The sequence below is a fragment of the Rhizobium sp. BK538 genome (assembly GCF_014197575.1).
GTDB lineage: Bacteria > Pseudomonadota > Alphaproteobacteria > Rhizobiales > Rhizobiaceae > Rhizobium.
In genome coordinates this window covers 1-24,002 of the sequence record NZ_JACIFT010000038.1, presented here as the reverse complement: position 1 = coordinate 24,002, position 24,002 = coordinate 1, and the positions used below count along the sequence as shown (strand labels likewise).

Annotated in this window: 20 protein-coding genes and 5 pseudogenes; 13 read left to right on the top strand and 12 right to left on the bottom strand. The window is 58.6% G+C overall.

Going from position 1 to position 24,002, the window contains the following annotated elements; genetic code table 11:
* Positions 1-130: 130 nt before the first annotated feature.
* Positions 131-1,030: a LysR family transcriptional regulator gene (locus FHX09_RS28335; RefSeq protein ID WP_132594970.1), complete on the bottom strand. Its 900-nt coding sequence runs from the start codon at positions 1,028-1,030 to the stop codon at positions 131-133.
* A gap of 95 nt (positions 1,031-1,125) precedes the next feature.
* Between FHX09_RS28335 and FHX09_RS28330 the strand changes: the two genes are divergently transcribed.
* From FHX09_RS28330 to FHX09_RS30185, 5 genes and pseudogenes are all read left to right on the top strand, one after another.
* Positions 1,126-2,307 carry an MFS transporter gene (locus tag FHX09_RS28330; RefSeq protein ID WP_132594968.1) on the top strand — a complete coding sequence of 394 codons (1,182 nt, stop codon included), beginning with the start codon at positions 1,126-1,128 and terminating at the stop codon, positions 2,305-2,307.
* Between the two features lie 27 nt (positions 2,308-2,334).
* Positions 2,335-3,081, top strand: a complete 747-nt coding sequence (locus tag FHX09_RS28325) for an SDR family oxidoreductase (protein WP_132594966.1) — start codon at positions 2,335-2,337, stop codon at positions 3,079-3,081.
* 14 nt (positions 3,082-3,095) lie between these two features.
* A pseudogene (locus FHX09_RS28320) lies at positions 3,096-3,550 on the top strand (cyclophilin-like fold protein).
* On the top strand, positions 3,525-3,812 hold the full coding sequence (locus FHX09_RS30190) for a hypothetical protein (RefSeq protein WP_245505594.1): 288 nt from the start codon (positions 3,525-3,527) through the stop codon (positions 3,810-3,812). Before FHX09_RS28320 ends, FHX09_RS30190 begins: the two are co-directional and overlap by 26 nt.
* A 15-nt stretch (positions 3,813-3,827) precedes the next feature.
* Positions 3,828-4,013 (top strand): hypothetical protein, encoded by a 186-nt coding sequence (locus FHX09_RS30185; protein ID WP_245505593.1) that lies wholly within the window; start codon positions 3,828-3,830, stop codon positions 4,011-4,013.
* 795 nt (positions 4,014-4,808) lie between these two features.
* Here FHX09_RS30185 and FHX09_RS28310 read toward each other — a convergent pair.
* From FHX09_RS28310 to FHX09_RS28290, 5 genes and pseudogenes are all read right to left on the bottom strand, one after another.
* Positions 4,809-7,152: pseudogene (locus FHX09_RS28310) on the bottom strand (phosphoketolase family protein).
* 12 nt (positions 7,153-7,164) lie between these two features.
* Positions 7,165-8,334, bottom strand: a complete 1,170-nt coding sequence (locus tag FHX09_RS28305) for an acetate/propionate family kinase (RefSeq protein ID WP_165933220.1) — start codon at positions 8,332-8,334, stop codon at positions 7,165-7,167.
* A 34-nt stretch (positions 8,335-8,368) separates the two neighbouring features.
* Positions 8,369-8,665 carry a hypothetical protein gene (locus tag FHX09_RS28300; RefSeq protein ID WP_348649202.1) on the bottom strand — a complete coding sequence of 99 codons (297 nt, stop codon included), beginning with the start codon at positions 8,663-8,665 and terminating at the stop codon, positions 8,369-8,371.
* Entirely contained in the window at positions 8,646-10,271 is a 1,626-nt protein-coding gene (locus FHX09_RS28295; RefSeq protein ID WP_184450991.1) for an MBL fold metallo-hydrolase, read from the bottom strand. Before FHX09_RS28295 ends, FHX09_RS28300 begins: the two co-directional genes overlap by 20 nt.
* A 301-nt stretch (positions 10,272-10,572) precedes the next feature.
* Entirely contained in the window at positions 10,573-11,265 is a 693-nt protein-coding gene (locus FHX09_RS28290; protein ID WP_132594956.1) for a CBS domain-containing protein, read from the bottom strand.
* Between the two features lie 852 nt (positions 11,266-12,117).
* Here FHX09_RS28290 and FHX09_RS28280 point away from each other — a divergent pair.
* A pseudogene (locus FHX09_RS28280) lies at positions 12,118-13,653 on the top strand (AAA family ATPase).
* A gap of 155 nt (positions 13,654-13,808) precedes the next feature.
* Positions 13,809-14,246: a universal stress protein gene (locus FHX09_RS28275; RefSeq protein WP_132594952.1), complete on the top strand. Its 438-nt coding sequence runs from the start codon at positions 13,809-13,811 to the stop codon at positions 14,244-14,246.
* A gap of 404 nt (positions 14,247-14,650) precedes the next feature.
* Here the strand turns inward: FHX09_RS28275 and FHX09_RS30540 are convergent, their stop codons facing one another.
* Entirely contained in the window at positions 14,651-14,815 is a 165-nt protein-coding gene (locus tag FHX09_RS30540) for a CBS domain-containing protein (RefSeq protein ID WP_348632847.1), read from the bottom strand.
* Here FHX09_RS30540 and FHX09_RS28265 point away from each other — a divergent pair.
* Positions 14,783-14,983: pseudogene (locus FHX09_RS28265) on the top strand (copper resistance protein); the annotation flags it as partial. The gene FHX09_RS30540 and the pseudogene FHX09_RS28265 sit on opposite strands and share 33 nt — an antisense overlap.
* Before the next feature lie 41 nt (positions 14,984-15,024).
* Here FHX09_RS28265 and FHX09_RS28260 read toward each other — a convergent pair.
* Positions 15,025-15,990 carry an ABC transporter ATP-binding protein gene (locus FHX09_RS28260; protein WP_245505592.1) on the bottom strand — a complete coding sequence of 322 codons (966 nt, stop codon included), beginning with the start codon at positions 15,988-15,990 and terminating at the stop codon, positions 15,025-15,027.
* 272 nt (positions 15,991-16,262) lie between these two features.
* Between FHX09_RS28260 and FHX09_RS28255 the strand changes: the two genes are divergently transcribed.
* Entirely contained in the window at positions 16,263-16,691 is a 429-nt protein-coding gene (locus FHX09_RS28255; RefSeq protein ID WP_132594950.1) for a DUF2267 domain-containing protein, read from the top strand.
* A 36-nt stretch (positions 16,692-16,727) separates the two neighbouring features.
* Here the strand turns inward: FHX09_RS28255 and mgtA are convergent, their stop codons facing one another.
* From mgtA to FHX09_RS28235, 4 genes are all read right to left on the bottom strand, one after another.
* Positions 16,728-19,358, bottom strand: coding sequence for a magnesium-translocating P-type ATPase (gene mgtA, locus FHX09_RS28250; RefSeq protein ID WP_246699529.1), 2,631 nt, complete (start codon positions 19,356-19,358; stop codon positions 16,728-16,730).
* 20 nt (positions 19,359-19,378) lie between these two features.
* Positions 19,379-19,690 (bottom strand): DUF5335 family protein, encoded by a 312-nt coding sequence (locus FHX09_RS28245; protein ID WP_132594946.1) that lies wholly within the window; start codon positions 19,688-19,690, stop codon positions 19,379-19,381.
* Positions 19,691-19,879: 189 nt separating this feature from the next.
* A complete protein-coding gene (locus tag FHX09_RS28240) occupies positions 19,880-20,398 on the bottom strand; it encodes an Hsp20/alpha crystallin family protein (protein ID WP_132594944.1) in 519 nt (172 codons plus the stop codon).
* Between the two features lie 296 nt (positions 20,399-20,694).
* Complete coding sequence (locus tag FHX09_RS28235; RefSeq protein ID WP_132594942.1) at positions 20,695-21,342, bottom strand: BON domain-containing protein; 648 nt, start codon at positions 21,340-21,342, stop codon at positions 20,695-20,697.
* A gap of 211 nt (positions 21,343-21,553) precedes the next feature.
* On the opposite strand from FHX09_RS28235, the gene FHX09_RS28230 reads away from it, so the two are divergent.
* From FHX09_RS28230 to tnpB, 4 genes and pseudogenes are all read left to right on the top strand, one after another.
* Positions 21,554-22,204, top strand: coding sequence for a BON domain-containing protein (locus tag FHX09_RS28230; protein ID WP_132594940.1), 651 nt, complete (start codon positions 21,554-21,556; stop codon positions 22,202-22,204).
* Between the two features lie 264 nt (positions 22,205-22,468).
* A complete protein-coding gene (locus FHX09_RS28225; protein WP_132594938.1) occupies positions 22,469-22,927 on the top strand; it encodes a pyridoxamine 5'-phosphate oxidase family protein in 459 nt (152 codons plus the stop codon).
* 120 nt (positions 22,928-23,047) lie between these two features.
* The gene (locus tag FHX09_RS28220; RefSeq protein WP_184450987.1) at positions 23,048-23,518 is read left to right on the top strand and encodes a transposase; all 471 of its coding nucleotides are present in this window, start codon (positions 23,048-23,050) and stop codon (positions 23,516-23,518) included.
* Positions 23,515-23,870 (top strand): annotated as a pseudogene (tnpB, locus tag FHX09_RS28215) (IS66 family insertion sequence element accessory protein TnpB). Before FHX09_RS28220 ends, tnpB begins: the two are co-directional and overlap by 4 nt.
* The last annotated feature ends 132 nt before the right edge of the window (positions 23,871-24,002 follow it).

The following is a 24,002-nucleotide window of genomic DNA, read 5'->3' as shown; positions in this document are numbered from 1 at the left end:
ATATCGACCGCGAAGACGACACTGCTCCCGGCAAACGACAGCTTCGATGTTCAAAAAAGGGCTTGCATTTTACCGCGCGATTAGACGACAGCCTCCGCCAATAGGAGACATTGCGGTGTCAGCACTCACACTATTCTCGCGGTCTGTACCGGAAAGCGTCCACGAAGGCCGAGAAGGCTGACGACGGATTTCGGCGGCTAGGGTAATAGAGGTGATAGCCTTGAAACGTCGGACACCAGTCCAGGAGTACGCGCTTTAGCTTTCCTTGTTCGACATGTTGCAGGACGAGGTCCGTCGGCACGTAAGCGAGACCGATCCCGTCCAGCGCGGCATCAACCGCTGAGGCTATGTTGCTCAGGGTCAGTTGGCCGTCCACACGAACGCTGAACTCGCGGTCGTCGCGTTCGAATTCCCAGGCGTAGAGACCACCAGAGGTTGGAAGCCGAAGGTTGATGCAATTATGGTCTGGCAGCTCTTGCGGGATCGACGGCGGCGATCGGCGCTCCAGATATTCGGGGGAGGCGACGACAGAATACGATACGTCAGGCCCAACCCGGACTGCCACCATGTCGCGCGCGACTGCCTCGCCAAGTCGCACGCCCGCGTCGAACTGCCTTTCGACGATATTGGTGAACCCGTTGTCGACGATGATCTCCACCCCGATTTCCGGAAAATCCTTCAGGAAGGTCGGGAGCCTGCGGCGGAACACCAGGTCCACGGCGTCGTCGGGGCAGACGACACGGACGTGACCGGAAGGCTTGTCGCGCAACGCGCTGATCGCGCTGATCCCCGCGGCAATGCTCTCGAAGTGCGGCTGGATGCTTTCCATGAGACGTTCCCCGGCGACGGTCGGCGCGACGTCTCTGGTCGTGCGGGCAAGCAGTCGTATCCCTATTCGTGCCTCCAGTGCGCTGACCGTATGGCTCAGCGCCGATCGCGTGACGCCAAGCTTCGCCGCAGCTCGGGTGAAGCTGCGCTCGCGTGCGACTTCGAGAAACGCCCTCATCTCGGTGAACTCGTCACGTTTCATTGTTGAATCTCTCTCACATCTACATGCGGATTGTAACTCCTAGTCTGCCGAAACCAAAGCGACTATTTGGTGGTCAACAGACAGGAGAAACGAAAATGAGCGTTGATGCCTTGAGGGAAGTCCCCGGTGAAGACACCACCACGCCTTGGGCACAGGTGGTTTGCCTCTCCCTGCTCACGTTCCTGTTGGTCGGGCTGGAGTTTCTTCCCGTGAGTCTCCTGACGCCGATCGCACAGGACCTGCAGATCACGGAGGGTCAGGCTGGTTTGGCGATCACGGTGTCGGGCTTTTTCGCTGTCGTGACCAGCTTGTTCGGCAACGGGTTGCTCGCGAGGATCGACCGAAAGTCGGTCGTCCTCATCTATACCGCGATATTGACTGTCTCCAGCCTGATCGTCGCTGTCGCTCCCAACTTTGCCACCTTCCTGATTGGCCGCGCGCTGGTCGGCCTCGCCATAGGAGGCTTCTGGTCGCTTTCGACTGCCATCCTCGCGCGCCTGGTGTCTTCCTCGGAACTGCCGAAGGCGATCGCTCTTCTCCAGGGCGGCACGGCGTTCGCGATTGTCATCGCGCCATCGATCGGGAGCTTTCTCGGTGGGATGATCGGATGGCGCGGCACCTTCCTCGTCACGGTTCCGATCGGTCTAGCCGCGCTGGTTTGGCAGATGCTCGTTCTTCCACGGTTGCCCGCCACCGAGACCGTGTCAACGGGCAAGATGTTCGGACTCCTTCGCAACCGGTCCTTCCTCGTCGGAATGGCCGCGACCTGCCTGGTGTTCATGGGGATGAACGCGCTCTCGATCTATCTGCGTCCGTTTCTCGAAGGGGTAACCGAGGTCAGTCTGAACGCGCTGTCACTGATGCTTCTTGGTGTCGGCTTGGGCGGACTTCTCGGAACGTCGCTGGTCGGCTTCGTCCTGCGCAGGCACCTCGCCATGGCGCTTGTCGGGATGCCTGGCGTGGTCGCCCTGATCGCAATCCTTCTCATTGGCCTCGGAGCCTCGCCTTGGGCAACGGCGGTCCTTCTCGTTCTGTGGGGCTTCTTTTCGACTCCCGTACCCGTCGCATGGAACACCTGGATGGCCAGGCTGGTGCCCGGTGAACTCGAAGCGGCGGGCGGTCTCCAGGTGGCCTTGATCCAGTTGAGCATCGCGGGCGGAGCTTTCGTCGGCGGCATTCTCTTCGACACGGCGGGATGGTGGAGCGCCTTCCTTCTGGCCGCCGTCCTTCTTTTCAGCTCCGCCGCGTTGGGCGCGGTCGCCAGCCGTCGAATCTGATCGTCGCTGCAAACCATGGAGAACATCATGTCTCAGGGAATAGAGAACAAAGTCGTTGTAATAACGGGGGCGAGTAGCGGTCTTGGGGAAGCGACGGCACGTCATCTCGCAGAACGAGGTGCTATCGTCGTGCTGGGTGCCCGAAGGCGCGAGCGCATCGACGCGGTTGCCGCTGAGCTCATTTCCAAAGGCTGCCGGGCGGTCGCTGTCGAGACCGACGTCACGGACAGGGAGCAGGTCCAGAACCTGGTCGACACAGCGGTTCGGCAGTTCGGTCACGTCGATGTCATGCTGAACAATGCCGGCTTGATGCCGCTTGCCCCCTTGGAACGTCTCAAGGTCGACGAATGGGATCGAATGATCGACGTCAACATCAAAGGTGTGCTCTACGGCATCGCCGCCGCACTGCCGCATATGAAGGAACGGAAGTCGGGCCACGTCATCAATGTCTCCTCGGTCTACGGGCATGTCGTCGATCCCGGAGCCACGGTCTATTGCGCCACGAAGTTCGCGGTTCGGGCGTTGTCCGAAGGTCTTCGCAAGGAAGTCAAACCCTACAACATCCGGACGACCATCATCTCGCCCGGCGCGGTCAGCACCGAACTCCTCGAGCACATCAGCGAGAAGGACATCCAGGCCGGCACGAAGGAGTTCGTCAGCAAGATCGCCGTCGGTGCCGACACATTTGCCCGGACGGTCGCATTCGCGGTGAACGAACCGGACAACGTCGACATCAACGAAATACTCTTCCGGCCGACGGCTCAATCAGTGTGACAAGGGTTGATACCATGACGATACCAATGACCCGGCGGAGGATCATCGGCGGAGCTTTGGCGGCCTCGGCGCTCCCCGTCGCGGCGCGCGGACAGCAGGGCCGCGATGCCAGCCAGGAGCCGACCGAAGTCAGGATCACGTTCAACGACCTTTCGATGACGGCCACGCTTTACGACAATCCGTCGGCACGCGATCTGTTTTCCGATGCTCCCTCTGGACCTAACGATTGAAGACTTCGGCCAGGAACGAGAAGATCGTCCATCTGCCGCGCAAGCTGACCGAAGACGGCAGCGGACCCTTTGGAAACGAGCGGCCGGGCGATCTCTGCTATTTCAAGCCATGGGGCAACCTCGCCCTTTTATACGCGGACTATCGATGGGACGGCCTGGTCAGACTCGGCCGTTTCGACAGCAGCTTCGACGCGCTTGTCGTGCGGCAACACCTTGATCCAGTACCTGAAAGAATATGATCGAGGCTTCGAGCTGGTACGCCAGGCAGTCGCCTTCAACCCCAACAACCTCGATGTCGTCAATTTTGCGGGCGTCGCGAACCTCCATTGCGGCAGTCTCGATGAAGCGGTCACATATTTCCTGCGCGCCGAACGACTGAGTCCGAACAGTCTTGGTGCTCACTGGAACCTTACCGGGCTGGCTCATGTCGAAATGGTCCGCGGCAATTATGAAGAGGCTCTGGCCTGGGCGCGCAAATCCATGGCAGCGAATGCCTATTAGGGTCCATGCTTCTGGATGATGATTGCGGCCAACGCAAAGCTCGGACGCATGGAGGAAGCCCGACAGCATCTTGCAGGCCTGCTTGCCTTTTCGCCTGGCGTCACCGTCGCTCGCCTCCGCGCCGGCCAACCCGCCAAGATTCCGGAACGCATGGAACCCATCCTCGACGGATTGCCGCTCGCCGGTATGCCGGAAGAATGAAATGTGGCGCTAAAGCGTGTCGCCCGTTTTTTGATTCAGGTTCTCGAATCGGCCGATTTGTGATTCCGTCTCACTTGGAAGGAGACCGGTCATGGGCAAATCACATCCGATCGAGTTGCGTTCCCGAGTTGTCGCGTTCGTTGAAGAAGGTAACACCCATCGCGAGGCGTCTCGGCATTTCCGTGTCTCGCCTCGGTTTGTAAATAACCTTTATCCTGAAGCGTGAGACGGGCTCTCTGTCGCCAAGACGACAGGGCCATGTCGGCGGCGGCAAGTTGAGCGACCATGGAGCATGGTTCCGACAGCGTATGGCTGAGAGGGGTGATTTGACGCTTGATGAATTGTGCCTCGAACTTGCAGAGCGCGGCGTCATCGTGCACCGCTCGAGCGTTGGACGCATGTTGCACCGGCTCGGTTTGAGCCATAAAAAAAGCCTTACGGCAAGCGATTTCGGCCAACGCTCAAGACAAAGAAGTGATCTTGGAATTCTTGCGCGATTACGCCCTTGACCGCCACGCTCACCGCCATCGTCAACGCCACAAGCAGAGCCAGATCGATGAAGTCGGATCGGAGCCCGCGAACGGTGCAATTGGCTTCACGCTGAATGCTCCTGACGCGGCGTTAGTCCCAAGTGGATGGGCCGCACTGCATCGCAGGCGATTCGTAAGGGCTTTGCCACGCCTGCACCCGACGCGACACTGACTGAGATCGCTGCCCCCTCCGGAAAGTACGAAGGAGCGCGGCTCTAGGCGTTAGTCTCTCTGACTCGCCACGGGGGTCCGAGACCATCGTTCCTCACGCCCGTCGCCACCGCCAGCCAGTGATTTCGGGCATGTCCTCTCCGCTTTCCCTGATGAATGCGGCGTGCTCGGCGAGCTTGGCCTTCAGCTTCTCAGTCACGTCCGGCACCTTCGCAGCCAGACCGGGAACCCGCGCGATCGCCTCCAGGGCAAGGTGATATCGGTCAAGTTGATTCATGACCGTCATGTCGAACGGCGTTGTCGTCGTTCCTTCCTCCATGAACCCTCTTACATGGATGTTGCTATGATTGGTCCGCCGGTAGGTCAGACGGTGGATCAGGTAGGGATAGCCATGATAGGCAAAGATGACAGGCTTATCCCTCGTGAAGATTTCGTCAAACCTCTGATGATCCACTCCGTGCGGATGCTGGTCAGGATCTTGCAATGCCAGCAGGTCAACGACATTGACTGTCCTGATCTTGAGTTCCGGGATCGCTTCATGCAAAAGCATAACCGCGGCGAGCGTCTCCATTGTGGGGACATCGCCTGCGCACGCCATCACTACGTCTGGCGCGATCGTATTGTCTTCGTAGCTCGCCCAATCCCACCCGCCGAGGCCGGCCTCGCAATGCTTCATGGCCTCGTCGATCGTCAGATATTGAGACTCCGGCTGCTTGCCCGCCACGATTACGTTGATACGATTGTAAGTCTTCAGGCAGTGGTCGCCGACCCATAGCAAGGTGTTGGCATCCGGTGGTAGGTAGATGCGGACGATGTCGGCCTTCTTATTGGCGACCAGATCGACGAAGCCGGGGTCCTGATGTGAGAAGCCGTTATGATCCTGTCGCCAGACATGGGAGGTCAGAAGGTAGTTTAGCGACGAGATCGGCTTCCGCCAGGCTAGTTCTCGTGAGACCTTCAACCACTTGGCGTGCTGGTTGAACATCGAGTCGACGATGTGGATGAAGGCCTCGTAGCAGGAAAAGAGCCCATGGCGTCCTGTCAGGAGATAGCCTTCAAGCCATCCCTGGCACAGGTGCTCGCTGAGGATCTCCATGACACGACCGTCTTGAGCAAGATGGACGTCGTAGTCCTCGATCCTTTGCATCCACACCCTGTTGGTTTCTTCGAAGACGCTTCCCAGCCGATTGGACTCCGTTTCGTCCGGACCGAAAATCCGGAAGTTCCTCGCACCCGCGTTCAGCTTCAGGACGTCGCGCAGATACATCCCAAAGATCTCTGTCGACTGGACTTGCTTGGAGCCGCGCTCCTCGATGTCGATGGCGTAATCTTCGATTTTTGGAACGACCATTTTCTGGAGGAGGCGGCCGCCGTTCCCAAAGGGCGTAGCACCCATTCTCTTGTCGCCCGTCGGCGCGAGCGCTTGTAGTTCCGGCCTCAGGCGACCTTCGGCATCGAAGAGATCTTCGGGATGATAGCTGCGCATCCAGTCTTCCAGTATCTTTCGATGGCCGTCGTCGCCTCGGCAGTTTGCAACCGGCACCTGATGGGCTCGCCAGAACCCTTCAACCTTCTTGCCGTCCACCTCCTTCGGGCCCGTCCATCCTTTCGGGCTCCGCAGTACGATCAATGGCCAGCGTGGAACTCCGGAAAATTCAACGCCTTCGCGCGCCATTGTCTGCAAACCAGTAATGAGTTCAAAAGCCTCGTCGAAAGCCAGCGCCATTTTCTGATGCATTTCGACTGGCTCATGTCCTTCCACGAAAATCGGCTGGTAGCCCAATCCCCAAAAGAGGCTTTCCAGATCGCCGTCGCTCGTTCGCGCAAGTATTGTCGGATTAGCGATCTTGTAGCCGTTGAGGTGAAGAATGGGCAGGACTGCGCCGTCGCGGGCCGGATTGAGGAACTTGGTGGAGTGCCACGCTGCGGCTAGGGGTCCGGTTTCTGCTTCCCCGTCGCCGATCACGCAGGAAAGCGTGGATGAGTGCGTAGCCGAGTTCACCTCCTTCATGAATCGATCCCGGCGTCTCAGGTGCGGCATGGCTTGGTATGCCGCCTGGGAACGAGAATTGCTTGAACAGCTTGCGCATACCCGAGGCACTTTGCGTGACCTCAGGGTAGACTTCGCTGTACGTGCCCTCCAGATACGTGTTGGCCACCATGCCAGGGCCGCCATGGCCGGGCCCGCAGACATAGAGCACGTCGATGTCACGCGCCTTGATGATGCGGTTGAGGTGGGCGTAAATAAAGTTCAGTCCGGGCGTCGTTCCCCAGTGACCGAGAAGCCGCGGTTTGATGTGCTCCGGCTTGAGTGGCTCCCGCAATAGCGGATTATCCATCAGGTAGATCTGCCCGACAGAGAGGTAGTTGGCCGCCCGCCAGTAGCGGTCGATAAGACGGAGTTCTGACGCGGCAAGCGTCGTGCCATTGGCAGCCATGGTGGGGACTCCTCACATTCTGTGTTGGCTGATGACGGCGAGCGCCTCGTCGGCGATCACCTGCTCTTCGTCCGTGGGAATGACGAAGACCGATATATTGCTGCCACGCGCGCTGATGACGGTTGCATTCGCTTTGTTAGCGGGTTCGCTCAGCGAGACTCCCATCCAGCCCAGGTGACGTTCGATGCCTTTCCGGATTTCCGGCTGATGTTCTCCAATGCCGGCGGTGAAGACGATCGCGTCAACGCCGCCTATCGACACCGCTAGACGGCCGATCTCACCTGCAATTCTGAAGCAGAACAGATCAAGCGCTTCCTTGGCAGCAGGGCTGAAGTCCTTGAGAAGCAGCTCGGTGTCACCGCTAATTCCCGAGACGCCGAGAAGGCCGCATCGGTGATAAAGGAAGTTCTCCAACTGGTCGGTGTCGTGGAGCTCGGACCTAAGCAAATGGACAAGCACGCCAGGGTCGATCGCTCCCGGCCGCGTCGCCATGGGAATCCCGTCGAGAGCGGAAAAGCCCATGCTGGTGTCGATGCTGACGCCGTCGACCATGCCGCAGAGACTCGCGCCGCTTCCAAGATGCGCGCAGATCACCCTACCGCCACCCGTGTCGGGGGCAAGCTTCCTGAGTTGGGCGGCGACGTGCTGATAGGAAAGTCCGTGGAATCCATAGCGCCGAATCCCGGCGTCGTGCATGGCGCGCGGGATCGCAAACCTCGTAGTCAGGCTGCAATGCGAAGAATGAAACGCTGTGTCGAAGGAAGCCGTCTGCACGACACAGGGATACAGGGCCCGCACAGCGTGAATGACCTCGAGCGCCTGAGGTTGGTGGAGAGGGGCGATCGGTACCAGGCTTTCGATCTGCGCGAGAACGGCGTCACCCAAGAGAGCAGGTCCGTCGAACATCGATCCACCATGGAGGACGCGATGGCCCACAAAGCCGACGTCACAACCGGTTGGGAGGAGGTGATCGAGAACGGACGAAATCAATCCTTCATCGATACGGCCGACGGGCAGATCGGCCTGAAGCAATTCGTCTCCGGCAAGGTACTTCAATCGCGGCTCTTCGCCTGACACCACGGTGCCTCGGCCGATTGGTTTGGCATACCCCGCGCCGATGCCGAAAACGCCGACCTTGAGCGTCGAAGAACCAGCATTGAAAGTGATTCCAACTCTACCGATCATCTTGGCCTCGCTTGCGTCTGGGCAGCATTGCCTACTTCGATCTCACCTGTGCGACAGCAGCATCCAGCACGCCCAATGCGTAGTCTGCAGTCGCCGTCTCGTCGTCCGAACACAGCTTCAGCGAGCTGCATCTTTCTTTGAGAGTGTGCAGGATATTTTGTCGGACCTTCAAAATGACGGGCGCGTGCTCGTGCTTCAGGAGTTCCTGCAGGCAAGCGACTGCGACGACTTCAAATACGAGCAGCTTGCCTTCGATTTCGCCTTGGGTAGGGATTGCTAAGTGTTCACCACCGCGTTTGCAGTCCCGGTCAGTCGAGAGCATTTTCATTCTCCTTCTTCTTTGCGATGACATCGTCCGGATCGAGCGCACGCCTCAGCCTGCGAAGAATGACGGCACGGCCTTTGCGATCCGCCGCCTTGTCCAACCGATCAGATAGGTCGAGGACGAAGCTTTGATAGTCGTTATGCCAGTCAGCATGACCGAGTTGTTCGGGTTCCAGCCGGCGGGGCTTTGAAGGTGTTGCCAGATGCGCGCCGTCCTTGCTCAGGAGGTAACTTTCGTCGAGGCTTGGCAACAGGATCGGTGCGCTCACAGTCTTGGAGAGGCGGTCTGACAACACGCTTCGCGCGGTAGTCTCGCCGTGCACAAGAAACAGTCCTTTTCGGATTGGGGTGCGTGCGGTGACCCATTCCTCCAGTTCGCTGGCATCCGCATGACCGCTATAGGCGTCGAGCGTCGCAATGTTGGCGCGGACCTCGATCTCGTCGCCTTGGATTCGCACGACACGCGCGCCATCCTCGAGAATTCGTCCCAACGTTCCGGTCGCCTGGAACCCGACGAACAGCACGGTGCACTCGGAGCGCCAAAGCCAATTGCGTAAACGGTGTCGAATTCGACCGGCCTCGCACATTCCGCTTGCCGCGATAATGATATGAAATCCGCGCACGAGATCGAGCGCCTTGGATTGCTCCGCAGTTTCCGTGAACCTCACGTTCGGGGCGTTCAACGCTCGGAGGAAGGCACTTCTGTTTTCGAGTTCGCGAGACTGCGCTTTGAACACCTCTGTCGCTCGAGACGCGAGAGGCGAATCGATCATGATGGGCGTTCGGGGAAGACTTCCGGCATCCATCAGTGCGATCAGATCTGTCAGAACCTCCTGCGTGCGCTCCACCGCGAAAGAGGGGATCAGGAGAACGCCGTTGCCATTGTTGGCCTTGGCAACGACCCGCTGCAGACGACCACGCCGAGCTTCCTGCGTGTAGTCTTCGCGCTCCCGGTCGCCATAGGTGCTTTCGCAGATCAGGTAGTCCACGCCAGTCGGGCCCTGCGGATCACCTTCCAGCAGCTTGTATCGAGACCCGACGTCACCCGAAAAAAGAAGGCGCTGCGGATCGCCGGCAAGCGCTGCTTCGACTTCGATCGAGGCCGATCCGAGGAGATGTCCCGCATCCCAGAACCGGAACCGGATACCGCCCACGGTCTCCTGCCACTGCTTATACGGCAGGCAGACGAACTGTGGCATTACGCTACGCGCGTCCTCGGCGGTGTAGATGGGCTCGACAGGCTCACGTGCCCGTCTTCGACCGCGACGGTTGAACTGCTTGACCTCGGATTCCTGAATGTGGCCGGAGTCCTGAAGCATGATGCCGCAGAGTTCCATCGTCGGAGTGGTCGCGTAGATGGGACCGCTGTAACCCGCCTTCGCAAGTTTGGGCAGAAGGCCGGAGTGATCGATGTGGGCGTGGGTGAGAAGGACAGCGTCGATCTGCGTAGGGTCGAACGGAAATGGCCGGTAGTTGAGCTCCTTCTCGGTTTTCGAACCCTGGAACATGCCGCAGTCGATCAATATCCGCGAGGACCCGGTCTCCAGCAGAAAACAGGAGCCGGTGACCGAACCCGCAGCACCATGAAAGGATATTTTGAGGTCTGCCATGTTCCACCTGTCAGCTTTTGACAGAGCCTAAGGGTTTGGAGGCCGGCGTCCTTGACCAAGATCAAAGTGAGGATGCTCTATCGTCGAAAGGGAAACCGAAATTTCCCTGTGGCTGCGCGCAGATATCCCATTTGATGGCAGATGAAGTCCGCGAGCGCGTCGATTGACCCAACAGGTCGATCTTACCAACGTGGCGTCTGATGCCTGCACCCCCGCGGAGGCTCCGATGGCAATGATATCGCGCCTCTTGACCTACGACCTCCAGTCGAGCGCCGATAAAATATCGTCCGGACATCGCAGGTTATTCGGCCGGTGGCTTCAGCCGGCTGAGCATCCGGTAAGCGACCTGGATATTGTTGGACACGCCCTGAACGCCGGGAACGCTTTCGGCAGCCACGCGGGCAGCCTCTCGCTCAATCGAACTCTCAACCTCCCCACGGAGAATGACGAGGCCGTTGCTGACAGAGGTTTCAACATCCTTGGGAGGGATTCCGAGCTCCGACTCCAACCGGCTGCGCACCGCTGTCTGCAGGGCCTGGTCGCCAGACGCCGTGGACTCCGATGGGGTGTCGATTATCGCTCGCATGAGGTCGCGTCGGCTTACCATGCCCACCAATCGTCCTTCGGCGACAACGGGAATATGCTTTATCGGGTGTGCAAGAAGAAGGTCGGCGAGCTGAGTAATAGTCGCGGTCGGAACGGCGCTGATTACGGGAGTGGTCATAACGTCCTTGATCCGCCAGCTTCGAGCCTTGATGTAATCCGCTAGTGCCTCCTTCCGGTCGCGGGTGTGGGGCACTGGACGTCTGCCGTTTGAAGAGGAGATGCGCCGGAGCAAGTCACCCTCGGTAACGATGCCTGTCAGCACGGCTTCTGCATCAACGACCGGAACCGCGCCGAATTTGGTCGCGTTGATGATCTCTACTGCGCGCCGAACGTTTTGATCTTCTCCGATCGTGGTGACAGGACTGGCCATGATGTCTTTCGCAAGCATTGCAATACCTCCATCGGGGTTCATTCAACTTGAATCCGAAAAGCCGAGGTCCGCCTTGATCTGCATCAATCTCCCTGTTTCGGAGTGCTCCTTTGCCAGTCCCCACTACAGCCCTTCGTCGGTATTTCGGCGGTTTCATCCGATCTGGATTGCGGGGCCCAATGCGGGTGAGACGCCTTCCGCCACATGTGCGGAGTTTGATCGTGATCAAACAGACGCAGTTACGGCGATGGTAGTGTCAGGTCACGACGGATTTGCAGACAGGCGCAAAATGGCCTTCACTGAGGAAAGAAAGCTTGAGCTCGAATCGAAATACATTCTGGATTTCGCACGACTCTTGGCGACTAGGGCGCGGCGAGATTGTCTCCTCGCGGGTTGGGCGACCAACCTGCTACGACGAAACGACTTCCGGGCATAATCTTCAGGAATTAAACGATACCGCGATAGGCACGCCAACCGACGACGACCTTGTCGCAAAGCTACTTCGTGACTTCGAACTAGCCGGAATCAAGATATCAAAGGATGATCTCGCCAGAACGATGCACGAGATGATGTTCGAGGCCGCGGAAGAATTGGACTCGGGTCGAACGTAGTCGGGCGATCGACCGGCCTCTGCGAAGATCTCTCGTTTGAGGCACGGGGGAGCCGCTGCTGGAGCCGGATCGACTGCCGCGCCTGAAGATGCATTGGATCAATCTCTTGAAGCGATTTTTCTGCCACAACAGATTATCCGCCAACTCCAATCTAAAACGTCTCATCAGGCTTTGCCGCCCTTCACCGACATTGATCCGTGTCAATGCAGTGCGGCACTAAAAATGATCGTCTGGCATTCATTTGCGGGAGGATCAACTGATGATCACTGAGGACCAGTCCTCCACCGTTTCCTTTCTTATGAAAGCCCTGTCGTCGGGGACTGGAAACCCACATATCGCGCATCTTTCTCACCGGTGATCGCGCTTACAAGATGAAAAGGGCGGTCGTACCCTATGCGAATTTCTCGACCCCTGCTGTGCGGCTCGCAGTGTGCCGCAAGGAGGTCGAATTGAACAGAGCGACGGCTCCAGATCTGTGTCTGGGCGTGCGGACCATAAACCGGCAAGCCGATAGTCAGCTAACCCTCGACGGGCAGGGGGAACTCGTTGACGCGCTTGTCGAAATGCGTCGCTTTGATCAGGCGTCGCTGCTCGATCGACTGGCCACGGAACAGCGACTAACCGCTCCGATGATGACGGCGCTTGCCCGAGAAATCGCTCGATTTCATCGTTCCGCGCCAATCGTCCGCGACAAAAGCGGCACTTGGAACGTGGAAGCGGTTCTGCGGATCAACCAGGCCGGGTTTGCTATGAGCAGTGTGTTCTCAAGGCACGACGTCGCCAAACTGGTGCAAGGCTTTGAGTCCCGACTCTCAGCGCTTTCGGGCGTGCTCGACAAGCGCCAGGAGGCGGGGAAGGTCCGCAGATGCCATGGAGACCTTCATCTTCGAAATTTTTTTCTCAATGCGGGCCTGCCCTGCATATTCGACTGCATCGAATTCAATGAAAGTATCGCGACGAGCGATGTCCTTTATGATCTGGCGTTCTTGCTAATGGACCTTTGGCACCGAGGTTACTTTCAATTCGCCAATTTGATTGTGAACCGCTATCTCGACGATACCGACGAAGACGACGGCTTTGGTGTTCTTCCATTTTTTCTCGCAGTGCGGGCTGCCGTGCGAGCTCACGTCGTCGCCCTACAGGCGGATGGTGCCGAAAGCGGTACTTTCGCTTTGGCCAATGAAGCGAGATCCTATTTCAACCTGGCATGCTCGCTTCTGAAGCAACCTCCAGCCGAACTTGTCGCCATTGGCGGGCTCAGCGGATCGGGCAAGACCACACTCGCGGAGGCTTTGGCACCTCATTTGGGCGCCCCGCCGGGAGCACGCATCATCGAAAGCGATCGAATACGCAAGGCATTGTTTGGGGTGCCGGCCGAGACGCGGCTTCCTCCAGCAGCATATAAGGAGGACATTTCGGCCAAGGTTTATCGCGAAATGACATTCCGGGCCCGCATCATTCTCGGCGAGGGGGGAACGGCGGTGACCGATGCTGTCTCGACAATGCCGCCAACCGCCGGATGATGGAAGCTGCGGGCCGAGAGGGCGGGCACCAATTTTCAGGATTTTGGCTGCAGGCAGAGCCGGTTGTGCTTTGGCAGCGTGTGGCAACGCGCAGCGGTGGTCCCTCCGACGCCACGCTCGACGTTCTCGCCGATCAACTGGCGAGAGAAACGGCTGAGACCGGATGGCTGAAGCTCGATGCGGCACTATCCACCGACAGACTTGTGGATCAGCTTCTCAATGTGCTGGAGATCAACAAGGATGTTGCGCCGCCAGGCAATGGGGACGGCTAGCCAGTCGATCCGGCTTCTATCATGTGCCGCCACGGAGAGGCGCAGTTCGACCTTTGCATTTCACCGCAACCGAATGTTCCGACAAAGATTGATGAGAATCAAAGACCGCTGCTCGGGGATTTTGTAAGCTAGTCACCGATCTGGGGAGGTTTCCAATGTTTACAAACATTCTCATTCCAACAGATGGGTCGAAGCTTGCCGAGGCCGCCGCCGAGAACGCTATCGCCTTTGCTCGAGACGCCAAGGCGTCGGTCGTGCTCGTCAGCGTAATCGAGCCGTTTCACATTTTTACGACTGATAGTGAGAAGCTTGCGATTGCCAAGGATGATTACGATCGGTTCGCAGACGTACAGGCCGTAAAATTCCTGAGTGCCGTTGAAGCGCGGGCGCGTCTTCAGGGTGTCGTCAGCCACACCGTGAAAGTTCAGAGCGATCAGGTACACACCGCGATAGTCGCCACTGCTATCGAGAATGGATGCGACCTGATTGCAATGGGATCGCATGGTCGCGGGAGCGTCGCCAGCGTTCTGATAGGCAGCGTCACGGCCAAGGTGCTGAGTCATTCGCGGATCCCGGTTCTCGTCTATCGCTAGCCTTCAGCTCTATAATGCCGTTCTTTCCTCTCGACTGGCAAATTCCGATAGCGACAGCTCACGCACGGCAGCTTTGTCCTCAATGTCACCGACCGACGCGCAATGCGCCGGCAATCATCCTCTAGCTTGGAAGGAATCGCCGCATGGGCTACTCCAACAATGGACGGTTGAGCGGAAGCCTTCTCAGGCGCGGTTGCCTTCGGGAATCGGTATTGGGAGCGCGACACCGTAGTAAGGGTCGATCCATGTGAGGTGATCCGTTATTGATCTCACGCCCGGAACATTCTCGTCAGCCGCCCTCGCGGCGAGGCGCTCCTGCTCGTCAAAGATTGTACCATCCAATTCGGCGACGTCGTTTGCGACGTGTCAGCGGATGAACCCGTTGCGGCTCCAATCCTGCTTTCTCAACTCGGCCTCGATCGCTGCCTGAATCGCGGCATCCTCGACAGATGAGGCAGTGGCTGCTGTAGCTGTGAGACAGCGCGCAGGAGATCTGATCGCGAAATGATGCCTACAAGCCTGCCATCGGAAACGACGATCAGAAGATCCCCTTGATAAAGTCCAAGCATCGTGTCGATGAAAAGCAGTTGAAGAGCGTCGGCGAGGTATCCGATCTGAAACCGGGCGCGGACGGCGAGTTGAAAGCAAAGCTAGCACCTGGCTCCTATCCCCTCCTTTGCAACATCAAGGGGCACTTCGAGGCAGGAATGGAGGCAAGACTGACCGTTACCGAATAATCCGCGCGCATGAGGTGGTCCGTCTATCGCACGCGGCCACCTCATATTGTCATTGGCGCTTCGCCTCTTCTGCCGAGATCTTGTAGTTCGGAGGGGGGGATCGTGCTGGCGTCGCGGATGAGTTCGTACTTGACCTGGGTAACCTTGAGGTCGCGATACCAGTCCACCAATGCACCCCACGGATCGGAGACCTTGTTGAGGCCTGCAACGAACGCCACGACGGTTCCGATCTCCGTCTTGCCCGTCACCACGTAGTAGCCGCCAAGTGCGAATATCCCCACATAGCCAAGCTGAATCATAACATTCATCAGGAAGTTCAGCGCGTACTTCAGCCTGTAGATGCTGACGTTCGTCGCAAACAGCCTCTGGACACGGGCTGCCTGATGTTGCGAAGCCTTGGGCGATGCGTCGCGATCGACCATCTGTTCGCTGAGGTGTCGCATGACCGTGATCTTGGTCTTCACGCGCTGATTGATAAGACCCTGCAGAATGGGAACCAGGACGGCCTGGGGTATGAACACCACCGCGACTGCCAGCGCCAGCAGCGGCTGCAGATAGATCATGTAGCCGCCGACGGCGATCAGAACACCTACCTGGAGGATTGGCTCCGAAATGCTCGTGCCCACGAAGCCGCCAACAGGTTCGGCCTCGGCGAGCACGATCGACATTTCGACGCCCTCGACCAACGTCGTTAGTTCCTCCAGGTGGCGTTCCCTCGCGTCAAGAACCGCCATGCGGAGCCATCGGATAGCGACTTCGCCGATCCAACCGCGGTAGATGTTCAAGGCGAGCTTAATACTCCCCTCGGTCAGGGCGAGTGCGAAGTAGGCGAAAACAAGCATGAGGATGGCGTTGAAGCTCGCGCCCTGTGTCGCGCCGTTGATGATCCTTCGCTGGATCTCCAGCGGCACGATGCCGACAACGAATAGCATGACCGAAAGCAGGACCAAAGCAGCCTGATGGCTCCGCCCCATTGCAAGGATGAAGCCGGCTAGCTTGCGCGGCATGGCGCTTTCCTTCCGGGATCTGGGACGGGCTTCCCGCCCTTCGATCAAAGGATCGTCCTCAAGTGTCTTTTCGACTCTCATCCTGACATCCTCCAGGGGGTCAGGACATCCGAGCAGATCTGCGGGGGCGTTTCATTGACCCATCGCAATTATAAGCGGCTTGCTAAGAGATTTGACCCGCGTCAATGACAGCGGCTTCGGTCGGCCGCAAAATCTCGACAGATCAACGGCCCCACCGCTATCCGGGAAGAGCCTCGACCCAGGAGGTCATCATGCCCTACAGCCCGTTTCGAACCTTTCCGGAAGCCGCCCAGGAGGCGGGCGTCTGGGTGCGCGAACTAGCAGATCTCCTTGGCTGCGAGCAGCGCGCCGCCTACGACGTGTTGCGCGCCACGTTGCATGCCGTCCGCGACAGTCTCTCGGTCGACGACAACGCGAAGATCGGCAACTCTCTCCCCGTCATCGTTCGTGGGATCTACTATGAGGGCTGGAACCCGATGAAGATGGCAACGCAACTCGAGCCCGGAGCGCTTTCAACCCGCCTGCTCGGCTTGATGCCGTCGACCGTCTCTGCGGATGAGCAAGTGTTGGTCAAGATTCTGAAGCTGCTTGAAAATCGGTTGGGCGACAAACTGCCAGCAAGGCTCGATGTTGCGCTCAAAGTCTGCACACAGGCCATGCTTGAGATGCAGTTGAGATGACCTGACGTTTTCCTTACAGCATTTTGCTGCCGCTTCTTACATTCCCCATCGACGCACAAACCAGCGTTTCACAAGGTGCGTCATGGTTGCGTACGACAACAGGATTGTCGCCAAGAGCGGCCAGTATGGCCAGGGCAGGGCGACAAATCCCAGGGCGGTTCCGAGTTCGGTGGAGGGCAGAAGGATGCCAATGATCCCGATAACGATGCTCGTGGCGACGAGTGCCGCACTGGCGTTGCTTTCAATGAAGGGAACTCGAGCGGTGCGTATGATGTGGATGATCAAGGTCTGAGTGAGCAATGATTCCACAAACCATCCCGTCTGAAACAGTGCCGGATCGCTCCATGCTTTGAAAACGAATAGCATCATGGCGAACGTCGCATAGTCGAAGATCGAACTAACCGGCCCCAAAAGCAGCATGAATCTGAAGATGCCACCAATATCCCATCGGCGCGGCGTGGCGATAAATTCCTCGTCGACAGTGTCGGTCGGGATGGCTGTCTGCGAGACGTCGTAGAGCAGGTTGTTGGTCAGAACCTGTATCGCCGTCATCGGCAGGAACGGCAGGAACAGACTGGCCCCGATGACACTGAACATGTTGCCGAAGTTCGAACTCGCGCCCATCCTTATGTATTTCGTGATGTTCGCAAACACCTTACGCCCTTCGACGACGCCGTCGCGCAGGACGAGGAGGTTCTTTTCCAGCAGAATGATGTCTGCGCTTTCCTTTGCGATATCGACGGCGCTGTCGACTGATACGCCGACGTCGGCGGCCTTGAGCGCCGGGCTGTCGTTGATTCCGTCGCCGAGAAAACCGACCACATGGCCGCTCGAGCGAAGGATCCGGACGACGCGCTCTTTTTGCATTGGCGTCAGTTTCGCAAGCACGGTTGTAGCCAAAGCTTTTTCTGCGAGCTCGACATCCGTCATTCCCTCGAGCTGCGACCCAAGGAGAATGTCGCCAGCCGGTATCCTGACATCACCGCAGACCTTGCGCGTGATCACCTCGTTGTCTCCGGTGAGTATCTTCACGCGCACCCCTTTCGCCTCCAGCGCGGCGATGGCGTTGGCGGCACTCTCCTTGGGAGGATCCAGAAACGAGATGTAGCCGAGCAGAGTGAGATCGCTTTCGTCTTCCACGCTGTAGCTCGACTTCGTTTCGGCGATCTCCTTGTACGCAACCGCGACGACGCGGAAGCCGCTATCGTTGAGTGCGACGGTCTCTTCCTTGGCCGTCGCCAGATGGCTCGCATCCAACGTTCCGGACCCCCCGCCATCCTCGTAGCGGGTGGATACCGCGAATATCTCCTCGACCGCGCCCTTGCAGACAAGAATGTGCTTGCCCTGATCGTCAGAAACGACGACGGACAAACGCCGGCGGGCAAAGTCGAAGGGTATTTCCCCTATCTTTCGAAAGCGCTGGTCGATCCCTAGTTCTTCATGGACGTCCCCGTGCTGGAGGACCGCGACGTCGAGTAGGTTCTTCAGTCCCGACTGGAAGTAGCTGTTGAGATAGGCGTAGTGCAGCACTCGCGGCGAGTCGCCGCCATGGATATCAACATGCTGCTTGAGAATGATCCTGTCCTGCGTCAGCGTGCCGGTCTTGTCAGTACACAGGATGTCCATCGCGCCGAGGTTTTGGATCGCGTTCAGGCGCTTCACGATCACCTTCGACCGGACCATTGCGAGCGCGCCCTTCGCAAGGTTGACGGTTACCGCCATCGGAAGCATTTCGGGAGTCAGCCCGACTGCTACCGCCACGGCAAACAACAAGGCCTGAAGCCAATCTCCCTTTGTGATTCCGTTGATGACAAAGACAAGGGGCCCGAGAACAACGGTCACACCGATCATCAGCCAGGTGAAGCGCTTGACGCCGAGATCGAAGGCCGTCTCCTCCTGCCGGGCCACCACCTCCTCGGCCAGCGCGCCGAAGAAGGTTTGCGGACCAGTCCTGACCACCAGACCGCTTCCGTACCCACTAACGACGTTCGATCCCATGAAGCAGAGGTTTGGACGATCGAATGCCGAGTCGACGGGAGCCGAGGCAGGAACGGACACCTTCTCGACGGGCATTGCCTCCCCAGTCAGGGTCGACTGGTTCACATAAAGGTCAGTGGCGTCGATGAGGCGCAAATCAGCGGGAATGAGATCGCCTGCAGATAACCGCACGACGTCCCCAGGCACGAGTTCTTCGACGGGCTCTTCTGTTACCTCGGGCTGGCTGGTGCCCGGACGAAGGACGCTGACAGTCGTCCTTACCATCGCGCGAAGTTTGGCGGCGGCCTGGCTGGAACGATGCTCCTGAACGAAGGCCATCCCCACCGAGAGGATGACAATGGTCGATATGACGACGGCGGCCCGCAGATCGCCGAGCGCGTACGAAATGATGGCAAGTAACAGCAGGAGGGCGTTCAGTGGGCTTTTGGCGCGAATCCAGATTTCTTGGAGCAGCGGGGCACGTTGCTCGCGGCTGATGACATTGGGGCCATTCCGTTCGCGCCGCAGTCGTGCTTCGTCGGCGGCAATCCCTGACGGGCTGGAGGCGAGCGCCTCGCAGGCTTCGTTCTGCGAACACAGGCTAACCTCTGCGAGATCGTCGACAGCTTCGCTCTGGTCCTTAGTGGCGTGCCGGATAAGGCTCGGCTCGCGTGCGTTGACGTTCATCATCTCGCCGAGCCCCATTTGCGCTAGGTGAACGTCAGGATCTGATGCCGCTCGGCGAAATCGATCACTTCGATCGCGACGACCTCTCCTTCCTCATCCTGAACCGTGATTTTCTGCGGCCTTTCGACCACATGCGTGATGCCCTTGACCGAAAGCTCTAGCATGTCCTCCTTGGGTTCGTACGTCGCCCCCAGCAGAGGGGCGGATTTTACAAGGATCTGATCGCCAACCGTCGCACCCACGACTTCGATTTTGATCTCCTTGCTTTGCACGGCTTCGTGGAGATGCGAGAAGTAAGTCGCCCATTCGGCCTTTGCGAGAACTTTCAATCCCATTTTCCTACCTCCTACTGTCCACTCTGTCCCGCAGCACCCGCTCCTGAGAGCAACGCTTCTGCAGTCCGCGACATCTGGACGACCATCGACCTTCTCCTAAGCTCTCCCGGTGCCAGGTCCCGCAAACGCGGGTAGGGCGGCGAAGACGACGACTACGCCGCCCATGATGGCGCACCCACCTGTGCGAGATCAGCCGGCCTTGATCTCGATCTTGCGATCGTTCTGCTTCGCAGCGAGGCTCTTGGGAAGCGTCACTTTGAGAACGCCCTTCGCGAAAGCCGCGCTGACTTTGTCAGCCTCGACGCCGTCGGGAAGCCGGAAGGAGCGCTGGAACGAGCCGTAGTGACGTTCCGAAACATGATACGCCTTTTCCTTGTCTTCCTTTTCTTCGCTCTTCTCGCCGCGGATGGTCAGAACACCGTCCGCAAGTTTGACCTCCAGGTTCTTTTCGTCCAAACCGGGCACTTCGGCCGTCACTTCGAAAGCATCGTCCTTTTCAACGACGTCGACGGCAGGCGACATGATCCATCCATTGGAAGATGCCGCAGTACGCGCAAAAAACGGCCGTGCGAGAGGCCGAAACGACGACGGCCCGAAATCCTCGAACAGACGGTCAATTTCGGTGCGCAAGGTTTCGAACGGCGACCAGATGCTGCCGGCGGCCGGCATCGTCTTCTGTTCTGTCTTTACGGGAACTGTATCAGGCATGGTCATCTCCTGTTTGCCGAGCAGGTTCCGGAAATCCGGATCCCATCAAAGTTGCTTGCTCTCAACATTGAGCCTCGCCATCAAACTACAACTTCGATGAGGCCGCTTTGATGCGCGTCAAGAACGGCAAAACATTTTCGGGTTCGGCACGGCCAGTAATTCTTGATGGATGGACAAGCAGGAGCGGAAACAAAAAAGGACGAACTCAAAAGAGCTCGTCCTTCGGCGACAGGGGGAAGGCCGCAGGATCACGCAATAATCCGTTATTCGCCCACGACGCCTTCGCTCGCCTTCGATCAGCCGATCCGGAGGTGATCCTCGACGGCCGTCACACCGGCGGCCGACCAAGCGGCATGTTCTGCGGCCTGTCGCTCGGACCACCGCTTCACCGTTCCATCGAGCGTCACCTTGCCGTCCATCACGTTTACGCGGATGGACTGAGCCTCCAGTTCGGCGTCCCGTTTGAACGCGTCTTCGATCCGCCGCTTGACGTCGCTGGAAGTGGGCCGTGGCGTCACCGCAATCACATTGGAAATGCCGACGACACCGGCCAAATCGCGGATGGCGCTAGCCGCCGCGTTCTTTTGGTATTGCCATTCCACATTGCCTTCCAGCGTGACCCAGCCATTCTGCACTTTGACTTTCACGGCGTCCCTCGGAACGGTCGTACGCCAAGCGAGCGTGCTGAGAGCGCGCGTTGCGATCTCGTCGTCCGCGGTGACGTGTGTGCCGTGCGGGCGCACTTCGATCTCCTGGGCGATGGCATGAACGCCCTTGACACGCCGAGCAGCACGCTCGGCCGCGTCCTTCTCTGCGTAGGTCGCGACGTGACCAGTCAGCGTGATCACGCCACGCTCGGCCGTAACGCCGATGTGGGCGGCGTCGATGCTCGGTTCGAATTCCAGCTCATCCAGTACATTCTGTCGCAACGAAATGTCTGTCATGGGAAAGCCTCCTTCCATGTTCGACGGGGCTGGATCGTAGAGGCGAATGAGCGCGTAGGCTTTGATCTGGCTCAAACTGGCGAGCATTCGTCAAAGCGTCGATGGGTTAGGATATTTTTCGCCTGGTTTGATCAAGCGCAATGTCAGGTCGGCAAAATGGCGGATCATCTCGACGAGGTCTCGAGAACCCTTTGTTCAGTGGAGGAATGTCATGAATGATCTCGCACTACGTCAGAATATCATCGACGAACTCGGTTTTGAACCGAGCGTGGATGCAGCCAACATCGGCGTAACGGTTGAAAACGGCGTTGTCACCTTGACGGGCCATGTCGGCAGCTACGCTGAAAAGATTGCCGCCGAGCTCGCAGTCAAGCGGGTCAAGGGAGCACGCGCGCTGGCAGAGAACCTCGAAGTCCGCTTCGCGGAGAGGAAGAAGCACGCTGACGATGAAATTGCCGCGCGGGCGCTCGATATCATCGAATGGGACACGCTTTTGCCAAATGGCGCGATCGATGTCAAAGTCCAGAAGGGTTGGGTGACGCTGTCTGGAGAGGTGCCGTGGCACTTCCAGCGCGTGGCGGCCGAAAAGGCAGTCATGAAGCTCGGGGGCGTGGTGGGCGTCACCAACGTATTGTCGATCAAGCCGGCAGCATCGGTTCCGGATGTTAAGAACCGGATCGAAGGCGCGTTGAAACGCAACGCCGACGTCGAGGCTGCCCATATTCAGGTGGATGTCGCTGGCGGCAATGTGACTCTTAAGGGCGGCGTCACCGGATGGCGCGAACGCATCGCGGCGGAGCGAGCAGCGTGGTCGATTCCCGGTGTCGTCAGTGTGGTCAATAACCTGTCTATAGGTGGTTAACCGGGTTCCGCGGCCTACGGAAGCAAACTGCGGCTGCAGCCCTGCAAGCATATCCTGGGAGTTCGACGAATGCATGCTCAAGATTGCTACAGATGGCTGCGCTGGTTCGTGCTCGACCACGCATTGTTGCTATTCCTAATAGCGATAATGATTGCCACTATGTTCAGTGTGCTCCTTTACCGCGCAAGCGGTGACGTAGGTCAACGGGGTTTCGACCTGCAGCGGTCTATTCGGGACCATCTTTGACAATCGGGAGTGAAGGCCATGACAATGGCGCTCAGGAATATGAGTCACGCGGAATGCCTCGCAATGCTGGAAGGCAGTCACTACGGCCACCTGGCCTGCTGCAATGACGGGCAGCCTTATGTCGTGCCGTTGTATTTCGCCTTCCAGGCCAGGGTCGCCTACAGCTTCTCCATGCCGGGACGAAAAATCGAATGGATGCGGCAGAACCCGAAGGTATGTCTTCAGGTCGACGAATCGCCCAGCAAGGGTTGCTGGAAAAGCGTGGTACTGAACGGGCGTTTCCAGGAACTCACGGACACCGATGCCTGGCACGAGGAGCGGCTCCACGCGTGGTCACTGCTCGCAAAGCACTTCGACTGGTGGGAGGTCGGATCGTTGAAGCCGGTCGATGTGCCGCCCGCGACCGCTTCTTCGCACCTCTTTTACGGCATCTATCTGAACGACGTCTCGGGTCGGATCGCCACGCAAGTGGACTAGCGGCATTTTTCAAGGAACCGCGTCGCGTGGGCGGTTGATCGTGAGCGCGACGAACAGCCCACCTTTTCTTTGTTGGTAGAGACCGCGAGATAAGCACCTGCATCGACAGGAGCGGAACGAATGGTTGGAGATCGCGCTGATGCCATGCTTGAAGACATGGATGAAGGCATGCATGAAGCCAGGCATGAGGGAAAGTATCGTCGGATCGAGGTGATCACCGGTCGGCGCCAGCGGCGGAATTGGACTGACGAGGAGAAGGCACGGATCCTTGCGGAAAGTGCTGAAGCCGACGTGAACATCTCGGCTGTTGCCCGGCGCTGGGGCGTCAATCGCGGCTTGCTGAATGCCTGGCGTCGCGAAGCCGGACTGACTTCTCAACGATCCGCGAAGACCTGCGCGCAGCAGGCGATGTTCGTGCCGGTGACGGTGGTCGGCGATCGAACCTCACGCCAGCACTCGCTGTCGGATGTCGAGCCCGTTGCCGCTGGTCGGATTGAGATCGAGATTGCTGGCGCGCGCATGACCGTGATCGGCTCGGTGGCGCCCGAGTTGGCGCAGGCGATGGTGGCGGCAATGCGAGGACGCCGGTGATCGGAGTTTCGCCAAATGGCGTGAAGATCATGATTGCGACGCAACCTGTCGACTTCCGGCGCGGGATGAATGGGCTTGTGGCCTTGGTGGCGTCAGCGCTTGCGGCCGATCCCTATTGTGGGGACGTGTTTGTATTCCGCGCCAAGCGTCTCGATCGACTTCGCTGCATTTACTGGGACGGATCAGGCATGATCCTGGCAACGAAGTGGTTGGAGGCGGAAAGTTCGTTTGGCCGCCGATCCGCGACGGCGCGATGCAGATGAGTAGCCAGGAGTTCTCGCTGTTGCTGGCCGGCATTGACTGGACGCGCGTCAAACGAAACGCGGTGAGGAGGCCCTCAAAAGCAGGCTGATCCTATTGGTTTTGCTTGAAGATTCAGGCTCATATGATAGGGTCAGTCATGCCGCTTCGACCCGATCCCTTGCCCCAGGATGCTGTGCAATTGACCCGGATCATTCTCTCGCTCGACGAGGAGAATGCCGAT